At 62.5% G+C, this 21,494-nt stretch carries 18 protein-coding genes; 3 read left to right on the top strand and 15 right to left on the bottom strand.

What is annotated here, in order from left to right:
- Positions 1 to 3 precede the first annotated feature (3 nt).
- The 4 genes from FY550_RS01570 to FY550_RS01555 all read right to left on the bottom strand — a co-directional run bounded on the left by FY550_RS01570 (position 4) and on the right by FY550_RS01555 (position 3,408).
- Positions 4 to 609 carry a LysE family translocator gene (locus tag FY550_RS01570; RefSeq protein WP_233350250.1) on the bottom strand — a complete coding sequence of 202 codons (606 nt, stop codon included), beginning with the start codon at positions 607 to 609 and terminating at the stop codon, positions 4 to 6.
- Positions 610 to 700: 91 nt separating this feature from the next.
- Positions 701 to 1,549, bottom strand: a complete 849-nt coding sequence (locus FY550_RS01565) for an AraC family transcriptional regulator (protein ID WP_070981054.1) — start codon at positions 1,547 to 1,549, stop codon at positions 701 to 703.
- Between the two features lie 108 nt (positions 1,550 to 1,657).
- The gene (locus FY550_RS01560) at positions 1,658 to 2,119 is read right to left on the bottom strand and encodes a universal stress protein (RefSeq protein WP_070981035.1); all 462 of its coding nucleotides are present in this window, start codon (positions 2,117 to 2,119) and stop codon (positions 1,658 to 1,660) included.
- Between the two features lie 101 nt (positions 2,120 to 2,220).
- Positions 2,221 to 3,408, bottom strand: coding sequence for a CynX/NimT family MFS transporter (locus tag FY550_RS01555; RefSeq protein WP_070981033.1), 1,188 nt, complete (start codon positions 3,406 to 3,408; stop codon positions 2,221 to 2,223).
- A gap of 205 nt (positions 3,409 to 3,613) precedes the next feature.
- Here FY550_RS01555 and egtB point away from each other — a divergent pair, with 205 nt between their 5' ends.
- The 3 genes from egtB to bglX all read left to right on the top strand — a co-directional run bounded on the left by egtB (position 3,614) and on the right by bglX (position 8,407).
- Entirely contained in the window at positions 3,614 to 4,960 is a 1,347-nt protein-coding gene (gene egtB / locus FY550_RS01550) for an ergothioneine biosynthesis protein EgtB (protein ID WP_233350249.1), read from the top strand.
- 111 nt (positions 4,961 to 5,071) lie between these two features.
- Positions 5,072 to 6,058, top strand: coding sequence for an L-histidine N(alpha)-methyltransferase (egtD, locus tag FY550_RS01545; RefSeq protein ID WP_070981028.1), 987 nt, complete (start codon positions 5,072 to 5,074; stop codon positions 6,056 to 6,058).
- Positions 6,059 to 6,172: 114 nt separating this feature from the next.
- Entirely contained in the window at positions 6,173 to 8,407 is a 2,235-nt protein-coding gene (bglX, locus tag FY550_RS01540) for a beta-glucosidase BglX (RefSeq protein WP_070981025.1), read from the top strand.
- A 61-nt stretch (positions 8,408 to 8,468) separates the two neighbouring features.
- On the opposite strand, the gene rmuC is transcribed toward bglX, so the two are convergent.
- The 11 genes from rmuC to FY550_RS01485 form a co-directional block, all read right to left on the bottom strand.
- Positions 8,469 to 9,833: a DNA recombination protein RmuC gene (rmuC, locus tag FY550_RS01535; protein ID WP_070981023.1), complete on the bottom strand. Its 1,365-nt coding sequence runs from the start codon at positions 9,831 to 9,833 to the stop codon at positions 8,469 to 8,471.
- Between the two features lie 91 nt (positions 9,834 to 9,924).
- Positions 9,925 to 11,211 carry a TRAP transporter large permease gene (locus tag FY550_RS01530; RefSeq protein WP_149054313.1) on the bottom strand — a complete coding sequence of 429 codons (1,287 nt, stop codon included), beginning with the start codon at positions 11,209 to 11,211 and terminating at the stop codon, positions 9,925 to 9,927.
- Position 11,212: 1 nt separating this feature from the next.
- Positions 11,213 to 11,686, bottom strand: a complete 474-nt coding sequence (locus FY550_RS01525; protein WP_070981018.1) for a TRAP transporter small permease — start codon at positions 11,684 to 11,686, stop codon at positions 11,213 to 11,215.
- Between the two features lie 50 nt (positions 11,687 to 11,736).
- A complete protein-coding gene (locus FY550_RS01520) occupies positions 11,737 to 12,720 on the bottom strand; it encodes a C4-dicarboxylate TRAP transporter substrate-binding protein (RefSeq protein ID WP_070981016.1) in 984 nt (327 codons plus the stop codon).
- A gap of 96 nt (positions 12,721 to 12,816) precedes the next feature.
- Entirely contained in the window at positions 12,817 to 13,929 is a 1,113-nt protein-coding gene (locus FY550_RS01515) for a mannitol dehydrogenase family protein (protein WP_070981014.1), read from the bottom strand.
- Positions 13,926 to 15,569, bottom strand: coding sequence for a UxaA family hydrolase (locus tag FY550_RS01510; RefSeq protein WP_070981011.1), 1,644 nt, complete (start codon positions 15,567 to 15,569; stop codon positions 13,926 to 13,928). Before FY550_RS01510 ends, FY550_RS01515 begins: the two co-directional genes overlap by 4 nt.
- Positions 15,566 to 16,618, bottom strand: a complete 1,053-nt coding sequence (locus FY550_RS01505) for a zinc-binding alcohol dehydrogenase family protein (protein ID WP_070981010.1) — start codon at positions 16,616 to 16,618, stop codon at positions 15,566 to 15,568. The genes FY550_RS01510 and FY550_RS01505 overlap by 4 nt, the downstream gene beginning before the upstream one ends.
- A 228-nt stretch (positions 16,619 to 16,846) precedes the next feature.
- On the bottom strand, positions 16,847 to 18,103 hold the full coding sequence (locus tag FY550_RS01500; RefSeq protein ID WP_139148756.1) for a TRAP transporter large permease: 1,257 nt from the start codon (positions 18,101 to 18,103) through the stop codon (positions 16,847 to 16,849).
- Between the two features lie 3 nt (positions 18,104 to 18,106).
- Positions 18,107 to 18,622: a TRAP transporter small permease gene (locus tag FY550_RS01495; protein WP_233350248.1), complete on the bottom strand. Its 516-nt coding sequence runs from the start codon at positions 18,620 to 18,622 to the stop codon at positions 18,107 to 18,109.
- Positions 18,623 to 18,763: 141 nt separating this feature from the next.
- A complete protein-coding gene (locus FY550_RS01490) occupies positions 18,764 to 19,843 on the bottom strand; it encodes a TRAP transporter substrate-binding protein (protein ID WP_070981009.1) in 1,080 nt (359 codons plus the stop codon).
- Positions 19,844 to 20,164: 321 nt separating this feature from the next.
- Entirely contained in the window at positions 20,165 to 21,472 is a 1,308-nt protein-coding gene (locus FY550_RS01485) for an L-fuconate dehydratase (RefSeq protein WP_070981007.1), read from the bottom strand.
- Positions 21,473 to 21,494: the final 22 nt, after the last annotated feature.

Below are 21,494 nucleotides of genomic sequence, written 5' to 3'. Positions count from 1 at the left end.
CGTTCAGGAGAGCAGCGCCAGCCAGGAAGAGACCAGCAGGATCACCGCCATGATCCGGTTGAAGCGGCGCATGCGTCCCGGCGAGCCCAGCCAGCGGCTCGCCCGGGCGCCCAGCCACGCCCAGAACCCCAGGCAGGGCAGCGCCACCAGCAAAAAGATCAGCGCCAGCAGCATCACCATCGAAGCGCGCTCCGGCCCTGCCGGCGCGAAGACATTGGTCACCGCCAGCGCCATCAGCCATGTCTTGGGATTGAAAAGCTGTAGCCCTGCGCCACTCAGGGGGCCCGCCAGTCGTTTCGGGCGTGCGGCCGACCCATCGGCCACAGGCTCGCCCACCGGGCTTGTGAACAACTGCCAGGCCAGCCAGCTCAGCCAGACAATGCTGATCCCGGCCAGCAACTGACGCACAAGGCCATCCCGGGGTAGCAGCTGCCCCAACCCAAGCCCCACCACCAGTACCAGCCCGGCCGCGCCCATACAGGCGCCCACCACCAGTGGCAGGGTCGAACGCAGTCCGTGCCGCGAGCCGCTGGCCATGATCAGTACATTGGTGGGCCCGGGGGTAATCGAAGCCGCCAGCGCAAACAGGGTAAAGGGCAGAAGTTCCATCAGCAGCCTCCCGCCCGATATCGATCGGGATGGATCATGCCAGTACTCCATCAGTGAAGAGGGAGAGGCATGATCCATCGCATTGGCGCTGTCAGTCTGGAAGATTTGAGCAGTGGCGCTGATAGCGCGCCGGGGTCAGCCGATAGGCGCGCCGGAACCAGCGGCCCAGATGGCTCTGATCGGCAAAGCCGAGCGACGCCGCCACCTGCGCTGGTGCTTCACCTCTGGCCAGACGCGGCCGGGCCAGCGCCAGACGCAACTGGATCAGATAGGCATGCGGCGGCAGGCCGAAAGCCACCTGAAAGGCACGGCTCAGACGAAAACGGTCACACCCGGTGGCACGGGCGAGATCGTCCAGCCCGATATCCTCCTCGACATGCGCATGCAGATAATCCCGCGCCCTGAGCGCTACCGCTGGTGCACGCTCATTCAGCGGTGCCAGCGGACGCCAGTGCAAATGCCGACTCAGTCCTGTCAGCAGGTCATCCAGCACAGCCTGGCGCAACATGCGAAGTTCACCCTGATGCAGGGCAGTGAAGGCATCACTGATGGTTCGGGCAAAGCCGGGATCGCCCACCAGGGTCGAGGGGAATTGCGGCAGGCCATCCGCCGGCGTTTGATCACGCAGCTCGGCGAGCGCCTGCGCCAGCCAATGCGGGTCAAGATAGAGCATGCGATAGGTAAAGCCACCCGGGGTCGGCGCATCACCGTCATGAATCTCACCAGGTTCGAGCAGAAATATCCGGCCGGGCGTGCTGTAGTGCCGGTCGCGTCGGCAATGGAACTGCTGCACACCCTGTTCGGTCATGCCGACAAGATAGCTGTCATGCCAGTGCGGATCGTAGGCATGCCCCTCGAAATGCGCCCGAATGGTTTCGATGCCGGTATCGTCGTCGCGCCGCAGTTCAATCCAGTCTCTGGTATTGGCGATGTTGCTCATGGTGTCACCCGGTCTGTTCTCTGCCAGGTCATGAAGAGAGATCAACGGCGACGCTGACGCATTCCTGCAGGCGTGTCTGGAAGATTTGTGCAGTGGCACGCCCCCTGCTCAGGCGGTCTCTTCAGCCGGCGCATGCACACTGATCACCATGCAGCGGGCGGTATGGCTGACCCGGTGCGACACACTGCCGATCGCCATGCCGGTCAGATCGCTGAGTCCACGGCTGCCCATCACAATGGCATCGACCCCCAGGGCTTCCGCTTCATGAAGAATGACATGCGCCGGTGAGCCGCGACGCACCAGGGGGCGAATCTCCCCCGGAAAGTCAGGCACCTCGGAGAGCGATCGCTCGAGCACCGCCTGACCGGCTTCCTCCACTGCTTCAGGGGCAGCGGCCTGCAGGGCCTCTTCGACACTGCGAATCCTGCCGTCGTGCAGATGCGGCAGGAGTTCACGAACGTTGAGCAGATAGAGTGTCGCCTCGCTGGAAGCCGCCAGCTCACAGGCAACTCGCAGGGCGTGACGGGCATAGGTTGAGCCATCGATCGGGACCAGCAGTGATCGGAACATGAGGCGCTCTCCTGGCATGAACGGGTTTCCCGAGTGTTTTATACCGGGAAACAGACCACGCTTCATCTCTTCTCAACCCCGCGATCAGCGGAGCGGCATCACTACTCGGCGAGTTCCACCATACGCGGTCGGCCGATCAGCAAACCGGCCACGACCTGGATACCAAGCAGTGCCAGCAGCAGGCCCAGCGAGAGCTGCCAACTGCCGGTCATGGAGTGCAACGCCCCGAAAATCAGGGGGCCGCCCGCTGCCATCAGGTAGCCCAGGCTCTGTGCCATACCCGAGAGCATGGCGGCATGATGCGAATGCGCGGTACGCATCACGATCATGGTGAGGGCAAAACTGAAACAGCCGCCCTGGCCGGCACCGAGCAGCACCGACCACAGCATCGGCGCCTGCGTGGGCGCCCCCCACAACCCCACCAGCCCGATCGCAATCAGCGTACACAATGCCAGCACCAGCAGGCTGTGATGACGCAATCGCGCCGCCAGTCGGGCGATCAGATAACTGGCCGGGATGGAGGTGAAATTGATCACCGAAAGCATGGCTCCGGCACTTGCTTCGGGCACACCGGCGCTGAGCGCGACCGACGGCACCCAGGTTTGCAGGGTATAAAAGCCCAGGGACTGCATGCCCATGAAGATCGTCAGGGTCCACGCTACCGGGCTGGCGAACAGGCGCGTGATGCGCGTCTGACGACTCTCTCCCGGCGCCGGCGGATGGCGCAGCGCCAGCGCCCACCACAGCACGGCGGCCACAACACCGACGCCGGCCCAGAGCCGCACCGGTAGCGTCCAGCTGCCCGCCAGTTGCATCAGCGGCACTGCCGTACCCGCCCCCAGCGTGGCACCAATCCCCATCACCACGGTGTAGATACCCATGGTCCGGCCCAGCTGCTGCGGTCGATCACGCTTGACCAGACTCGGCATGAACACATTGCCAAACGCAATCCCCAGACCGGCGACCAGGGTGCCGATCAGCATCACCGGGAAGCTTTCGATGCCGCGCAGCACGCCGCCCAGCGCGATCGCCACCAGCGCCGCGGCAATCGATCGATCCAGCCCGAACCGTTCCGCTACACCGGGGGCCAGCGGCGATAGCACACCGAAGCAGAGGATCATGCCGGTGGTCAGCAGGCTGGCGGCCCCGGCGCCAATATCCAGCGCATGCATGATCGGATCGAGCACCGGCCCGATGACCACGATCGGTGCGCGCAGATTGAAGGCCGCCAGAGAGAAGGCCAGCAACCATAGTGCGGCGGGCAGCGCCTTGCGATGGGCATCGGACATCAGAAGCATCTTCCGGTTGGTGATCGGACCGGGCATCCACGGTCGAAAAAGGCGCCATGTTAACACCGTAACGCAACGGGAGCGCTGCTTTACCGGGTGTCACAAGGCCGGCTGGTATCCACGGGGAGCGTTGCTACGCTGAACTCATGGCGCAACTGCGCCGCCGTTATTCAATGACCGCGCCGGTCCGGTGCAAGGAACCGACATGAGCGAGATGCTGCATTATCCCGTCGAAAATCTGGATGCCACGCACGCCAAGGAGTGGTTACGCTGTTTCCAAAGGGTCCGCCAGGCCAGTGAAACGCTCTGCGCCCCGCTGCATACCGAAGACTACATGGTGCAGACCATGCCGGATGTCAGCCCGCCCAAATGGCACCTGGCACATGTCAGCTGGTTTTTCGAGGCGTTCCTGCTCAAGCCGTTTCTCCAGGATTATCAAACGCCCAACGACGCCTACGATTTCCTGTTCAACTCCTACTACGAAACCCACGGCGAGCCCTTCCCGAAGCCGCTACGCGGCACCATTTCGCGCCCTACCGTTGCCGAAATGTATCAGTTTCGCGCGCATATCGACGCGGAAATGGCTCGGCTACTCAATGATCCGCCGCTCGACCGGCTCGGCGAGATCCTCTCGCGGGTAGAAATCGGTCTGCATCATGAGCAGCAGCATCAGGAACTGCTGGTGATGGATATCAAGCACATCCTGTCCTGCAACCCGCTCCACCCGGTCTACCGCGACGACGTCCGCGAGCGTCTGCTGGAAATCACCGAGACGCGCCAGGTGCAGACGGCGCAGCAGTGGCATCGCTATACCGCGGGTGTCCGTCTGATCGGCAAGGATTACTCGGTGGCGGAAGGCCCCCAGCGCGATGCCGGTGGCTTCGTCTTTGACAGCGAAACGCCGCGACATCGCCAGTATGTGGCCGAGTTCGAGCTGGCCGACCGTCCGGTCACCAACGGCGAGTTCATCGATTTCATCGAGGATGGCGGCTATCAGCGCACCGAGCTGTGGCTCTCCGATGGCTGGCATCACATTCATGAGACCGGCTGGCAGGCGCCGGAATACTGGCAGCTGGTCGATGGACGCTGGCACCAGATGACGCTGGGTGGACTGGTCCCGGTCGATCCGGACGCGCCGGTCTGCCATGTCAGTTTTTATGAAGCCGATGCCTTCGCCCGCTGGGCAGGCGCTCGGTTGCCGACCGAGGCCGAGTGGGAGGTCGCGGCCGCCGAGCTGCCGGTGGCCGGCAACTTCGTCGAGAACGACTGGCTGCAGCCAGTGGCGAGCGACAGTGAAGGCCATGAGGGTCCACACCAGATGTTCGGTGATGTCTGGGAGTGGACCGGCAGCGCCTTCCGTCCCTATCCAGGCTTCAAGCCGCTGGAGGGCTCCCTGGGCGAGTACAACGGCAAATTCATGTCCGGCCAGATGGTGCTGCGCGGTGGCTGCTGCGCCACACCGGGCGACCACATTCGTGACACTTACCGCAATTTCTTCCCACCCCAGGCACGCTGGGCATTCTCGGGCTTCCGGCTCGCGCGCGACGCCTGATCACGGCAACGCCAGCGGGGCCGATGCGACGGCATCGGCCCCTGTTCTTTTCGCTTCATCGAAGTGGCGTGTCCTGACCGCTTCGAGGCGCCATTCATGAGGAGTGTTGTCATGGCCCGGGCCAGTGCTTCCCACATCCATTTTCACGACCTGCTCGCAGACTCGCACACGGCAACCAGCAGCCTGCTCGAAGATGCCCTTCAGGGGCTGAGCGAGCCACCCCGCACCTTGCCCCCCAAGCATTTCTACGATCAGCGGGGTTCCGAACTGTTCGATCGCATTTGCGAGCAACCGGAGTACTACCCCACGCGTACCGAGGAGTCGATTCTGGAGCAGGCCCTGCCCACCATCGCCAAACACCTCGGGCAGGAAACCACCCTGATCGAACTGGGCAGTGGTGCCTCGCGCAAGATCCGGCTATTGCTGAATGCCCTGCGCCCGCAACGCTATGTGGGCATCGATATCTCCCGTGATTTTCTTATCGACAGCACCGAGCAACTGGCTGCCGACCATCCATGGCTTGATGTCCATGCACTCTGCGCCGATTTCACCACGCCGCTGACGCTACCGGCACAGCTTGCCAACAGCGAGCGCCCCGTGGCCTTTTTTCCCGGGTCGTCGATTGGCAACTTCGCCCCTGATGAGGCCAGCGTGATGCTCGGCCACCTGCGCAACATGCTTCCCGTCGGCGGCGGACTGCTGATCGGCGTGGACATGATCAAGTCCCCCGCCATTCTCGAAGCAGCCTACAACGATGCCGCCGGGGTCACGGCCGAGTTCAATCGCAACCTGATCTGCCGACTGAGGGATGAGCTGGGCGCTGAAATCGATCCGGCGGATTTCGACCATCGGGCGTTCTACAACTCCGATGTCTGCCGAATCGAGATGCATCTGGTCAGCCGCCGCGATCAGCGCTTCATGCTGGGTGAAACACCGATCGCACTACAGCAGGGAGAAAGCATTCATACCGAAGACTCCTGGAAATACAGCGATGCCAGCTTCGAGGAAATGGCGGGCCAGGCGGGTTTTGCACCGGTCGAAAGCTGGCACGATCCCGAGGGGCTGTTTGGAGTGTACTACTTCACCCGCGCCGCCTGAGCGTCGCACCCGAAGGCGACACCCCGCGCGACTCGCCCCACGCAGTGAATGGCGCTGAGATAACAGGGTCGATGCTTGCATCGATCCTGATGTATTCATTGCAGGAGATTGATCATGACACGCCCTCATTACGCCCCAGCCATCGCACCGCAACCCACTGCCCTGCCCTTCGAGCTCTCGCCGATACGCTATCGGGAGCTGACCGCTCAGGTCGAATCGCTGCTCGAGCGGATGACACTCGAAGAGAAGATCGGTCAGATGACTCAGTTCACCAGTAACCGCGATACGACCGGCCCGTCCGTCGGCAGCGATATCGAGCAGGACATCCGTGCCGGCCGGGTTGGCTCGGTCTTCAACGCCTTCGATGCGGACTTCACCCGTGAGCTGCAACAGCTGGCCGTCGACAACAGCCGGCTTGGGATCCCGCTGCTGTTCGGCTATGACATCATCCACGGGTTTCGTACCATCTTTCCCATTCCACTGGGCCAGGCTGCCAGCTGGAATCTCGACGGTATCGAACGCGCGGCCCACATTGCCGCCACCGAAGGCGCCGCGGCCGGCGTGCACTGGAGCTTCACGCCCATGCTGGATATCTCTCGCGACCCGCGCTGGGGCCGAGTGATGGAAGGTCCCGGGGAAGATCCGTGGCTGGCCTCGCAGATCGCCACCGCCCAGGTCCGCGGCCTGCAGGGCCACGATCCCGAAGCGACCGATACCCTGGCCGCCTGTGCCAAACACTTTGCCGGCTACGGCGCCGTCGAGGCCGGGCGCGAATACAACACCGTCGACATGTCGCAGTGGCGCCTCCGCTCGGTCTATCTGCCCCCGTTCAAGGCCGCCCTGGATGCCGGTTGTGCCACGGTGATGACGGCCTTCAACTCACTCAACGGCCTGCCCGCCACCGCCGATCCGCTGCTGTTCGAGCGCATCCTGCGCGACGAGTGGCAGTTCCAAGGCTTCGTGGTCACCGACTACACCGCCATCATGGAGCTGGAACGCCATGGTGTGGCCGATGGGGCTCGTCAGGCGGCGAAGAAGGCCGTCAACGCCGGGGTCGACATGGACATGCAGGATGGCTACTACCTCGATGAACTGGGTGGGCTGGTCGAATCCGGAGAGGTTGCCGAGGCGCGCATCGATCAGGCCGTGCGACGCATTCTGCTGGTCAAGGCGGCGCTCGGCCTGCTGGAAGACCCGTATCGCTACTCGGACAGGGAGCGCGAACGCACCTCCATCCTGACCGATGCCCATCGCCAGGCAGCGCGGGAACTGGCCCGCGAGTCGATGGTTCTGCTGAAAAACGATGAGCAGGTGCTGCCCCTGAGCAAGGACATCAGCACGCTCGCCGTGATCGGCCCACTGGGGAATACGCAGGAAGTAATCGGTTCCTGGCATGCCGATGGCGATGCCGAACAGGCGATCTCGCTGATGACCGGGCTGCGCAATCGGCTGGGTGACGGTGTCGAGCTGTTGCAGGCCGAAGGCGCTTCCAACGAGATCGGCAGTACCGATACGTCCGGCATCGATGAGGCGGTCAGGCTGGCCGAACAGGCCGATGCGGTCATTCTCGCCCTCGGGGAACGACAGGAATACGCTGACGAGGCCGCCAGCCGCGCCGATATCCGCCTGCCAGGCATGCAGCTCGAGCTGGCCCGGCGGGTGATCGAAGCGGTAGGAGACAAGCCGGTGGCAACGGTGCTGTTCAACGGCCGACCGCTCGAGCTGACCGACCTGGAAGCCATCGCCCCGGCCATGCTCGAGGCCTGGTGGCCGGGCAGTGAGGCCGGCAATGCCGTGGCTGATGTGCTGTTTGGTGACTACAACCCCAGCGGCAAGCTGACGATGACCTTTCCGCGCAGCGTCGGTCAGGTGCCGCTCTACTACAACCACTTCAATACCGGTCGGCCAAAGGGCGTCGATCCCAAATACGCCTCGCAGTATCTGGATATCCCCAATACGCCGCTCTATCCGTTCGGTTTCGGGCTCTCCTACACCGAGTTCGAGTACTCAAGACTTGATCTCGACCGACCGAGCATCAGCGGTGAACAGGCCCTGTCGATCCGCGTCACCCTGACCAACAGCGGCGAGCGGCGCGGCACCGAAGTGGCCCAGCTCTATCTGCGTGATCTGACCGCCTCGGTGGTGCGTCCGGTGCGCGAACTGAAGGACTTCCAGCGCGTCACCCTGGAACCCGGCGAATCTCGCACCCTCACCTTCTGGATCACTCGCGATCAACTGGCATTTCTCGATGCCGAGCTGGCGATGCGGGTCCAGCCGGGGCGCTTCGAGGTGCAGATTGGCAGCAGTTCCGAGGCAGGACAAACCGCCGAGTTCGTGCTGGAAGAGTAACGCGCGACCATACCTGCGCACAGCCGCCGGCCCCAGGGTCGGCGGTTTTTGGGTTGCGGGCCTAATCCCGGCTGGCCGGCAGTTCCTTCTTCATTCTGGCGCCCAGCCGATTCAGCTCATGTGCCTGCGCGACCAGGCTGCCTTGGCCATCACGCAGCCGATCCATGGCCTGCTGATGGCTGTTGCTGGCGCGATTCAGGTGGGTGCCGATGTCATCCAGGCTGGAAACAAAGCCGTGGAACTTGTCGAGCAGCTTTTCGGCACGCTCGACGATGCCACGGGCATTGTCATTCTGGCGTTCGAGTCGCCACAGGCTCGCTACGGTGCGCAGGCTGGCGAGCAGCGTGGTGGGCGTCACGATCACCACATGGCGATCGAAGGCCTGCTGAAAGAGGGTGTCGTCATGCTGAAAGATGGCGGCAAAAGCGGGCTCGATGGGCAGAAACAGAAACACCATGTCCGGCGAATCAAGGCCGGTCAGGCGTGGATAGTCGCGCCTCGCCAGACCATCGACATGATTGCGCACCGAGCGCAGATGCGCCTTCATCGCCCGCTGACGCTCTTCATCGGACTCGGCGGCCATCACCTCGCTCCAGGCCGTCAGTGATACCTTGGCATCGACAATCAGATGGCGCTGTTCAGGCAGGTAAATCACCGCATCAGGGCGGCCGATGCCCTGCTCCCCCTGGCGGGCCACTTCGCGCTCGTACTCCATGCCCTTGCGCAGCCCGGCGCGCTCCAGCACGGTCTCCAGCATCAGCTCGCCCCAGCCCCCCTGGGCCTTGTTATCGCCCTTGAGGGCACGAGTGAGATTGACCGCCTCCTCGCTCATCTGCCGGTTAAGGCCAGCCAACTGCTCAAGCTGGGCGTTGAGATGCGCACGGCTGCGTTCCTGTTCGCCGTGCAACGCTTCAACCCGTGAGCGAAACTGCTCGACCTGTTCGCGAAACGGGGTCAGCAGGGCATTGAGCCCTTCCCGACTCTGCTGGCTGAAGCGCTGGCTGCGCTCCTCGAAGATGCGCCCGGCCAACTGCTCGAACTCTTCCTTGAGCTGATGGCGGGCCGACTCCAGCAGCCGGAGCTGCTCGGCATGGTGGTTCTGCTCCTGTTCGCGGGCCGTCTCCAGCGAAGCGGCGCGGCGCTGCCAGCCGGCCAGTTCCTCGGCAAGACGTTCCAGTCGCCGGTCGCGTTCGCCGAGTTGCTGACGCTGCTCCTGACTCAGCGCCTGTTCCCGCGAGAGCAGCGCTTCCCGTTCGGCCAGCAACCGTTCACTCTCTCCGAGCTGGCGGCGCTGATCATCGAGCTGCTCTTCCAGCTCGGCTTCGCGCTCGCCATGTCGGCGGCGTTGTCCCAGCAGCAGCACCGCGGCTGCCACCAGGCCGACTGCCAGACCGCTCAGGCCTGACGCAATAATGACCGATTCCATGCCCGCTCCCGTTGCGGCGCCCTTGCGCGCCGCGCGTTCTGATCCCGCAAGGATGCCAGAGAGTCGCGACGGCGTCGCCGGGGTCAGGCGGTCAATTGAAGATCAGATCGGGCAGCAGCAACGAGAGCTGGGGCACGAAGGTCACCAGCAGCAGCATGACAATCAGTAGCGCCCAGAAGGGCAGCACTTCACGAATGAAGGCCGGTACCCGGGTACCGGTAATGCTGCAGGTGGTGAACATGACCGTCCCCAGTGGCGGCGTGATAGTGCCGATGGCCGCATTGAAAATGAAGATGATGCCAAAGTGCACCGGATCGATACCGAACTGTGCGGCCACGGGCGCCAGCAGCGGTGACAGCACGATCAGAATGGCGTTGCCTTCGAGAAACATGCCCAGCACCAGCAGCAGTACATTGGCCAGCAGCAGAAAGGCCACGGCACTGCTCATGCTGCTGGAAAGCAGCGTGGTAATGGTCTGGGGGATCTGCTCCCAGGTGAGAAAGCGGGCAAAACCCGAGGCCACGCAGATGATGAACAACACGTTCACCGATGACAGCAGCGACTCCCGGGTCGCCAGTGCCACACTGGAAGGGCGCATTTCCCGATAGACGAACAGTCCCACGATCAGCGCATAGGCGACCGCCATGGCGCCGGCCTCGGTGGGTGTAAATACGCCGATACGGATTCCGCCGATGACCAGTACCGGCAGGGCCAGCGCGATCACTCCGGCACGAGTGACACTGATCCACTCATGCTTCGACACCCGCTCGCGACGCGGCGGCTGATAGCCCCGGCGTCGGCAGATGAAGGAGACCAGGGCCATCATCGTGATCGCCATCAGCAGTCCGGGCACCACGCCAGCCAGAAACAGCCGGCCAATGGAGACATTGTTGACGTAGCCATAGACGATCAGCGCGATACCCGGCGGGATGGTCGCGGTAATCAGCGAAGAGGACGCCGTGACAGCCGATGAAAAGGCGGTGGGATAGCCCCGCTCGTTCATCTGCGGCACCAGCAGCTTGGCGTTCATGGCCGCATCGGCAATGTTGGACCCGGACAACCCGCCCATGAAGGTGCTCAGCAGCACGTTGGATTGTGCCAGCCCGCCATGAAAGCGCCGGGTACAGAGTTCGGCGAGGTTGAGCAGCCGTACGGTAATGCCGGAGTAGTTCATGAATACCCCGGCCATGATGAAAAACGGGATCGCCAGCAGCGATACCGATTCCAGCCCGCCGGCAAGCCGCTGGATCAGCAGTGTGATCGGCTGATCGGCACCGATGGCGAAATAGGCAAAGGTCGACAGGAACAGCGCAAACGCGATCGGCGTGCCCAGCAGAAACAGCACAAACAGGGCGCACAGCGCCACGGTGACCGCCATGTCACATACCTCTCATCGTCATGAGCCGTCTCAGGCTGTGATAGATCATGATGGCAGCACTCAACGGTACGGCGAGATAGATCCAGTAATACGACAGCTGCAGCATCGGCGTACTGCGATAGGCCGAAAACGGCAGCAGCTTGAGGCCCCAGATCACCATGATCACGGCGCTGACCAGCACCAGTCCGGTATTGAACAGCCGCTCCCGCCAGCGGTTCAGGGCCGGCGGCAACCGCTCCCCGAAAAGTTCGATCAGGACATGGTCATTACGGCGCACCAGCGCGCTTGCTCCCAGGAAGGTTGCCCAGATCAGCAGCAGCTGGAGAATCTCCTCGGCCCAGGCGATCGGGGCATCGAAGAAGTAGCGCATGATCACATTGGCGATGGCGACCAGAAACAGGGCGAACAACGCCAGACTGCCCAGTACCTCATCAAGGGCCATGAAGCGATCCAGCCATTTCATCACGGTCTTCATGCCTGCTCTCCTGCCCGGGGCCACCATTGCGGCCCCGGGCTTCATGCCACTCACCCGTTGATGATCTGCACGACCTTGTCATAGAGCCCCGGCGACCACTGCGGGAAGTCCTGCGGGATCTGCTTGCGGGCTCGCTCGCGAAACGGCGTGACATCAACCTCGTTGACCTGGACGCCGGCTTCCTTCAGCCGCTCGATATCCTTGTCGTTACGCTCCTGCACCAGTTTCGAGGCATAGTCGGAGAAGCGCTTGCCGGTCTCGGTCAGGATCTTTCGCTGCTCGTCGGAAAGCTGCTGCCAGAACGCCTCACCGGTCACGAATGGCGTGACGGTCTGCATGTGGCCGGTCATGTTGAGCTGCTTGACCTGCTCGTAGAACTTGCCGCCGTAGAGCACCGAAGGCGGGTTCTCGACGCCATCGACAATGCCCTGTGCCAGCGCCGGATAGACGTCGCCCAGCGACATCGGCGTAGGCACGGCACCCATCGCACGAATGGTGGCCACATACATGGGAGAGTTCTGCACCCGAATCTTGACCCCCTTGAGGTCCTCGGGTTTGCTCACCTTCTCGCGAGAGAGCAGTTGGCGCTCACCGTAGATCACATCCGGTACCACGATGTGATAGCCGGCCTGATTCATCTTCTGACGCTGCTGCCTGAACCAGTCGGAATCGAGCAGCTTGAGCTTGTCCTGGAAGGTATCGGAAATGTAGGGCGCATCAATCACGCTCAGATCCGGCACCGCATCAATGAAGTTGCTGTAGGAGTTGATGGCAATCACGTGTGATCCCATGCGGGCCTGCTGGGTCACCTCCATCTCCGAGCCCAGCTGGCTGGCCGGAAAGGGCTGCAGCACGAGATCGCCCTGGCTCTCCTGCTTCACCCATTTCGCCCACTGCTTGACGGCGAGATCGATCGGTTCTCCGGGTTGGTTACCATAGGCCACCTTGATTTCCGTGGCGGCCTGCACGTTACCCGCCAGCGCAAACGACGCCACGGTGACGGTCGCCAACCAGCTCATGAGTTTCCGGCGCATACGAACTCCTTGATGATCGCTTGCCGATGATTCGGCGGTTCTTCGGACTATCGCAGGCCTGCCCCATCCTCGGCAGGCGGCTTCCGGGCAGGGCCGCTAGCGACCGGCCAGTCCGGCGCGAAGCTTCGGCACGGCCAGGCCGTGCGTATCTGCCAGTGCCAGCAGCGGAGAGAGCCGGCGCTTGAGCTTCTCCTCATGGTTGGCAGCGATATCCGCCAGCCGATGATCGAGAAAGGGATTTTCAAAACGCTCGAAGGCCTGCGCCCGATAGGCGACATGATCGAGTTCCGGCGAGGCCGCCTGCAGCACCGGCAGCACCTCCTCATCGAGCAGCGCCTCCAGCGATCCACGCAGGCGAGGATCGGCCATCGCTTCGCGCACGAAGGTCACCTCGCCTTCCAGCGCCTGCGTGCGCCATTGGTCCACCAGCCAGCTGTGCGACAGATTGAGGATGTGCAGCTTCTGCTGCTCGAAGGGGGTCAGATCATCCACCACCCGGATGGCAGGATGCCGACATGGCATTTCAAGCCCCGGCACCTGCCGGATCGCCCATAGCGCGTAGGGTTCAGCCACCGCCCCGATCGGCTCGAGTGGCGCGGACACGATGCGATCCACCAGGGTGTCGACCCACAGGCAGCGCTCATCCAGCCAGCGCTCGAACGCGGGATCGGCATAAAAGCGCGTGGCCAGCGAGCGCATCAGCGCCTGAAGCACTCGACCGTTCTGCGGGATCAGCTCACAGGGAAGCAGCGTGACGCCGGCCCCACCGGCGAGATAGCGCGTATGCAGCAAGCGGATCAATCGGCAGGGAAAACTTGCCGGAAGATCGTGCAGGGGCGAATCCCCCTCGGGGATTTCGAAGCCGCGATCGGCGGTATTGGAAACTACATGGGTGGTCGCTTCCACGAACAATCGCTCGAGTTCCGGCCACTGCTCATCGGCGATCAGACAACCCGCCACGCTCTTTATCCGCTGGCACTCATCAATCTCCCGCCCTGCCTGGCGACCACGGATGTGCAGCGGATAGTGCGGTTGCGCCATCAGCTGGCGAGCCTTTTCACGACCTTCAGGACGCGGCGAGCCCTGGACTGCCATGATCCGCTGTTCGCTTTCGCCCCACGCCAGCGAATCACTGATCAGCGCATCAACATGGCCGAGCAGGAAACGTCCGACCCCGAACTGCAGGATGCTCGGTTTGGCCTCACTCACAGCGACACTCCCCGCTTCCAGGGAATGAAGTCCTGCTGATCCAGGCGCACGGCGCAGCTGCGATAGCGCCCGGAAGCGGCGTCGAGACACATCGTCAGCAACTCATCAGCCAGTTCGTCGATACCGGCACGCCCCTCGACGATCGGCCCGGCATCGAAGTCGATGGCGTCATGCATGCGTGTGGCCAGTTCACTGTTGCTGGCGATCTTGAGTACCGGCACCACCGGATTGCCGGTGGGTGTGCCCAGCCCGGTGGTAAAAAGAATCAGATTCGCGCCGGAGCCGGCCAGTGCGGTGGTCGATTCGACATCATTACCCGGCGTGCAGAGCAGGCTCAGCCCCGACTGGCGGACCGGCTCGGTGTAATCGAGCACATCCACGATCGGGCTATCGCCGCCCTTTCGGGCTGCACCGGCCGATTTCATCGCATCGGTAATCAGGCCATCGCGAATGTTGCCGGGTGAAGGATTCATCGAGAAATCGGCCCCCACCGACTCGGCATGCCGCTGATAGGCCGCCATCAGTTCGCGAAAGCGCTCGGCTGTCTCGTCACTGACACAGCGACTCCTGAGCTCGTGCTCGACGCCGCACAGCTCGGGGAACTCGCTCAGCATGCCCGAGCCGCCCAGCGTCACCAGCCGGTCCATGACGGCGCCGACCAGCGGATTGGCGGAAATACCGGAAAAGCCATCCGAACCGCCGCACTCCACCCCGAGCACCAGCTTCGACAGCGGCGCCGGCTGGCGCTCGACCCGATCGGCCTGACGCAGCCCATCGAAGATGGCCGTCAGCGTCTCGCGCATCAGCGTTTCTTCATCGCCCAGCGCCTGCTGCTCGAAGAACGCCACCGTGCGCACGCCATCAGGGTCGTGCTCGGCCAGCGCCTCTTTCAACAGGCTGGCCTGAGCGTTCTGACAGCCCAGGCTCAGCACGGTCGCGCCGGCCACATTGGGATGACAGATATAGCCGGCCAGCAGCTGGCACAGTGCTCGGGCATCCTCACGGGTCCCCCCACACCCCAGCGAGTGGGTCAGAAAGCGCACCCCATCCACATTGGGAAACGGACGCTCGAGCGTCGGGGCTTCATCGTCCATTTCGGGCAGTGCTTCACCGCTGAGCAGCGAGCGCGCCATGCGCTTGTAGCGCCGATGCGGATCATCCCCCAGGGCGTCGCGCACACACTCGCGCAGCACCTCGATGTTGCGGTTCTCGCAGAACACCAGCGGGACCACCAGCCAGTAGTTGGCGGTGCCGACCTTGCCATCCGCGCGGTGATAGCCCTCGAAGGTGCGATCGGCAAAGGCGCTGACATCCGGCGACTGCCACCCACTGCGTCGCGTCGTGTCGCGCGCACTGTCGGTGGAGTGCTCCACATTGCCCGTACCGATAGCGCCACCGAGCGGGATCGGCCGGGTGGCGCGTCCCACTGTCACGCCGTACATGGTGACGATATCGCCGGTCGAGAGCGCTTCGAGCGTGAACTTGTGCTTGCGCCTGACAGGCTCGGCCAGAGTGATGGTGACACCACCCTCCTCCAGGGTGGCGCCAGCGGGCAGGTCCACCAGCGCCACGCAGACATTGTCATCACGATGAATGCGCAAACTTCTCCGCGGTGTCTGGGTCGCGATCATGTCACTCATGCCGATACTCCTGCGCCTGAACGAGCGGCTGCATCAATCTCGATCATCCCCTTGATGACGCCACTGGCCGGGGCACACCAGCGCGCCATGGTGTCCGGCATGTCGGCCAGAGTGCAGCGGTGGGTAATCATCGCCTGCTCATGCAGTCGACCGGCTTCCATTGCCGTCATCACGGTGGCGAAATCCTCGTACGTAGCGTTGCGGCTGCCGAGCAGCGTCAGTTCGCGGCGATGGAAATCCGGATCATGAAAAGTGATATCCGCGCGCACCACACTGACCAGCACATAACGACCGCCATGTCCGGCAAAATCGAAACCGCGGTTCATGGCAGCCGGATTGCCGGTAGCATCGAACACCACATCGCCCAATGCCCCCTCAGAGAGGGCTTCCAGCGCCGCCATGACATCATCCTCGGTGGCATGACAAGTCTCTTCGACCCCCAGCTCTTCGATGCAGAAGGCAAGGCGCTCACGATTGGTATCGATCACCATCACTCGGGCACCACAACTGCGGGCAAACTGAATGACGCCCATACCGATCGGCCCGGCGCCCACCACCACCGCCAGCTCACCGGCTGACAGTTCACTGCGCCTGACGGCATGCGCCCCGATGGCCAGGCACTCCACCAGTGCCAGCTGATCGACGCTCAGTATCTCCGAGGTCATCAGATGCCGGGTCGGTACCACCAGTGCTTCCGCCATACCGCCATCGCGATGCACGCCAATCACCTCCAGTGACTGACAACAATTGGTACGACCGCGCCGACAGGCAGCACACTGGCCACAGTGCAGATAGGGAATGATGCAGGCGTCGTGCCCGATCAATCCGCGGTCAGCCGTACTGCCGGTTGCCACGATTCGGCCCGCCAGTTCGTGACCCAGCACCCGGGGATAGCTGAAGTAGGGTTGATTGCCGCCAAAGGCATGAATGTCGGTGCCACAGATGCCGACCCGACGCATGTCCAGCAGCACCTCCCCCGGTCCGGGCTCGGGTCGTTCTCGCTCGACCAGCGTCATGCTGCCGGGGGTCGTACACTCCAGTACGCGCATCGCCACGCTCCGCTGTCAGTTTCAGGCTCAATGGCCTGACCATTGACTCGATAGTGCGATGCCCGATGACCGGGCTCAATTGACCAATCGGCTATAAGACCAAGGGAGTGGGGGGGACGCGCGCAGAGGTTAAAACGGCAGGAAAGGCCGAGGAAAGCGACAGGCAACCTGCGCCGAACCGACAAAAAAAGAGGCGGGCCATGCCCGCCTCTCCGATCGATCGGCCGCTTACTTGTACCAGAGAATCAGGCCGGGGAAGATAATGAACAGCGCCAGCAGCACCAGCAAGGTGATGTAGTAAGGAATCAGACTGCGCGACAGCCGCTCCATGCTGACGTTGCCTACCCCACAGCCCACGTAGAGCACCGTGCCCACCGGCGGCGTGATCAGCCCGATGCCGAGGATGAACGACATCAGCACGCCGAAGTAGACCGGATCGATACCCAGCTTGACCACAACCGGCGTCATCAGAGGGGCCAGAATCACCATTGCCGGCGTCAGGTCCATGAAGAAGCCGACCACCAGCAGAAACAGCGTGATGATCCCGAGCATCGCCAGCTTGTCTTCGGTCAGCGAGGTCAGCACCGCCACGATCTGCTGCGGCACCATGTTGGCGGTCAAAAGCCAGGCCAGTACGTTGGCAAATGCCAGCAGCAACAGCACCAGTCCGGTCAGTTTGCCGGTGTTCATGCACAGCTCGAACAGTTTTTTCACGGTCAGGCTGCGGTAGAGGAAGACCGACACCACCACGGCGTAGATCAGCGCGATGGCCGAGCTCTCGGTCGGCGTAAAGACACCGCTGAGAATGCCGCCAACGATGATGATCGGCAGCAGCAGCGCCGGGAATGCCGAATAGAACGCATGCCACAGCTCGCTCAGCGAAAAGGACTGTGCCTTGCCACTGGCGCGCGAGGTCAGCCAGGTGGTCAGCATCAGACCCACGGTAATCATGATCCCCGGCACGATCCCGGCAAGGAAGAGGCTGGAGATCGACGTACCGGTCACCACCCCGAACAGGATCATCGGGATCGAGGGCGGCACGATGATGCCGACTACCGAAGCTGCCACGATGATGGCCGTGGCCGCGCCCGCAGAATAATTGTGGCGCTTCATCGGATCGATCAGCATGCTGCCGATGGCAGAGGCGTCAGCGACCGCCGAGCCGCTGATGCCGCCGAAGAACATCGACGTCAGCACCGCAATCTGTCCCAGACCACCGGCCACGAACCCCACCAGCGCGCTGGCCAGTCTGACCAGTCGGGACGCAATACCACCGTGACTCATCACCTCACCCACCAGGATGAACAGCGGAATTGCCAGCAGCGGGAAGGAGTCCAGACCATTGACGGCCTGCTGAATGATCGGTGACAGCGCGTAATCGTAATGCCAGATCAGATAGACGCTGATCGCCCCCAGGGCAATCGCGATCGGCACGCCGATGGCGATCAGCGCCAGCAATCCAACCAGAATGGATAGCATGAACATGTTTCAGTGCTCCTTCTTCAGCCCGGCACCCAGCCGAAGCAGGTCAAGGGTATTGGCAAGGAACATCAGCACGGCAAAGACCAGCATGGCCACGAACATCCAGGTATGCGGAATCCCCAGGATCGGCGTGAAGCTGACAAAGCCGGCCAGCACATCCTGCCAGGCCAGAAAGATCACGATGCAGATGGCGTAGATCACCGCGATACGAATCAGATCGAAGAGTTTCCCGACAATGGCGGGCACCCGTTCACGGACAAATTCCAGGGTCACGTTTTCATTGCCCAGGCAAGCCACGCCGGCCCCCAGCAGCACCGTCCAGATAAAGAAGAAACGCGACATTTCTTCAGCCCATGGATAGGAGCTGTTGAGCACAAAGCGCCCGAACACATTGGCCGTCACACAGAAGAAGACGGCAATGGTGAGAAGTCCCACGATAACGAGGAGAAACTTCCGCATATACTCGAGGCCCTTTTCGACCCCGCCGATGAAGCCCCGCTTGTCGGATAGCCCGTTACTCATATCGGATCGCCACTGTTGAATCGCCCAGGAGCCTCAGGGGCCCGCACCCGATCAGGCGGCTGCGCAAGGCTGCCGCCCACCGTACCGACAGCGACCATCCGCCCGGCAGGCAGGCGGATGGTCGGGTCAGGCAGCACCGTGTTACTGCGACATCTGATGTCCGGTGGCCTTCATGACATTGTCAAAAAGCGGTTGGCCGATCTTGTCCTTGTAGTCCTTGTAAACCGGCAGCACCTTCTGGCGGAACGCGTCGCGCTGCTCATCGGTCAGCTCGGTAATCGTCATGCCTTCCTGCTTGAGCTGTTCACGAGCTTCCTTGTTCAGCTGACGGTTGACCTTGCGCTGATAGGTTTTCATCTCATCGCTGGCATCACGGATCAGCTGCTGATAAGGCGCCGGCAGACGATCCCAGAAACGTGCCGACATCAGTGTAATGAACGGCGTGTAGACGTGATCGGTCGCCGTGGCGTTGGACTGCACTTCATAGAACCTGGAGGACAGGATGGTGATCCAGGGGTTCTCCTGGCCATCAACCGTACCCTGATCCAGCGCGGTGAAGAGCTCGGCAAACGACATCGGCGTCGGATTGGCGCCGAGGGTACGCCAGATATCCAGGTGGATGGGGTTCTGCATGGTACGGATCTTCAGACCGTTGAGATCGTCGGGCGAGTCGACCACCCCGGTGCTGTCGGTCAGTTCACGGTAGCCGTTCTCGGACCAGCCCAGTGCAACCAGACCGTTGTTGTCATCGCTGATCTTCTTCAGCAGGCCCTGGCCGATATCACCATCCAGCACCTTGTCCGCCTGCTCGTAATCGTCAAACAGGAAGGGCAGATCGAAGACCGCCAGTTTCGGCTCCATGTTGACCAGCGGCGAGGTCGACGGCGACGTCATCTCGAGGGTGCCGGACTGAAGCGCGCTGACCATTTTCAGGTCACCGCCCAGCTGGGCATTGGGGAAGATGTTGACCTTGATCTTGCCATCGCTGCGCTCTTCCACGTACTTCTTGAAGTACTGTACGCCGCGATACTGACCACTCTCCTCGGTCAGGCCGATACCGAATTTGATGGTATAGGTCTTGTCGTCATCGGCGGTCACCTTCTTGCCGGTGACCTCGGGTAGAGGCGGGAATTCGAGCGCATGTGCTGCTGTGGTCGCCAGGGCGCCGGCGCCCAGGGCACAACTCAGTGCCAACGGCTTGAGAATGGCTTTGATTGTCATGATCTGTCTCCGTGAGGCAAATAAAGGCAGTCGAGAACGGCCGGCAGCATGAGCCACGATCTGCATTCCCTGCGTTTATTTCGAGGTAGGGCCATCAATGTCACCGCTACCATCGAGGGTGTCAGACCGACTGATCGGCCCCTGCAATGCTCCGATCAATGGCCTGACCACTGGGCACACAATGGTCGACTCACCGGAGCGTCTCAATTGACCAATCGGCTATGAGACGAAGGTGGCAGCCCATCGAGTGAGTAGCTGAAAGGCGTAAAAAAGCCCCATCCGGCCATCGGATGGGGCATACACATCGCTGAAGGCGATGGCTCAGCCGGTCGTGGCTCGATGCCGATAGCGCTCCCGCGAGTGCTGATGCATCTCGATCGAGAAGCCGGGTCGGCGCGGTGGCCAATAGGCCGCATCATGGACGTTGCACGGGTCCAGGAAATGCTCGTGCAGATGATCGACATACTCCAGCACGCGCCCTTCCTTCGTGCCGGCAATGCAGACATAGTCAATCATCGAGAAGTGCTGAACGTACTCGCTCAGCCCCACGCCACCGGCATGCGGACAGACCGGCAGCTCGTACTTCGCCGCCATCAGCATGACGGCCAGTGCTTCATTGAGCCCGCCCAGACGGCCGGCATCGATCTGCACCAGATCCAGCGCGCCTTCGGCGATGAACTGCTTGAACATGACCGCGTTCTGACACATCTCGCCGGTCGCGACCCGAATCGGCGCCACCGCCTCGCGAATCGCGCGATGACCGGCAATATCGTCAGGGCTGGTCGGCTCCTCGATGAACCAGGGGCGGGCAAAGGCAAGTTGCTGTACCCAGTCGATCGCCTGATCGACCTCCCAGACCTGATTGGCATCGATCATCAGCACGCCCTCTTCGCCCAGCACCTCGCGGGCGATGGTGAGCCGGCGGATGTCATCCTCGAGATGACCGCCCACCTTGAGCTTGATGTGCGTAAAGCCCGCCTCGATCGCCTCGCGACAGAGCCGGCGCAACTTGTCATCGTCATAACCGAGCCAGCCCGCGGAGGTGGTGTAACAGGGAAAGCCCTCCGCTTCGAGCCGAGCCAGCCGTTCATCACGACCGGGCTGCTGGCGGCGGAGCATCTCCAGCGCCTCCTGCGGTGTGATCACATCCGTCAGAAAGCGGAAATCGATACAGCGCACCAGCTCTTCCGGGGTCATGTCGCAGACCAGCTGCCAGATCGGCTTGCCCTCGGCCTTTGCCCACAGATCCCAGACAGCATTGATCACCGCACTGGTGGCCAGGTGGATAATGCCCTTCTCCGGGCCCGTCCAGCGCAGCTGGCTATCCCCCACCACATGCCGCCAGAAACCGGCCATATCGGCACGCACATCATCAAGCGACCACGCCAGTACACGCGGCACCAGCGCTTCGATGGCCGCACAGCAAAGCTCGTTGCCACGCCCACAGGTAAAGGTCATGCCATGGCCTTCCAGCGGCTGTCCTTCCCCGTTGCGGCCGTCCGTCTCGAGAATCACATAGGCGGCGGAGTAATCGGGTGCTTCATTCATCGCATCCGAGCCGTCCAGGGAAGCCGAGGTAGGAAAGCGAATGTCCTCGACACGAAAACCGACAATCGTCGGATTGGTCATGCTCATCTCCCGCTGATGAAGG

It is taken from the genome of Kushneria phosphatilytica (assembly GCF_008247605.1).
GTDB classification, from domain to species: Bacteria; Pseudomonadota; Gammaproteobacteria; order Pseudomonadales; family Halomonadaceae; genus Kushneria; species Kushneria phosphatilytica.
This window is presented reverse-complemented; position numbering and strand designations above follow the sequence as displayed.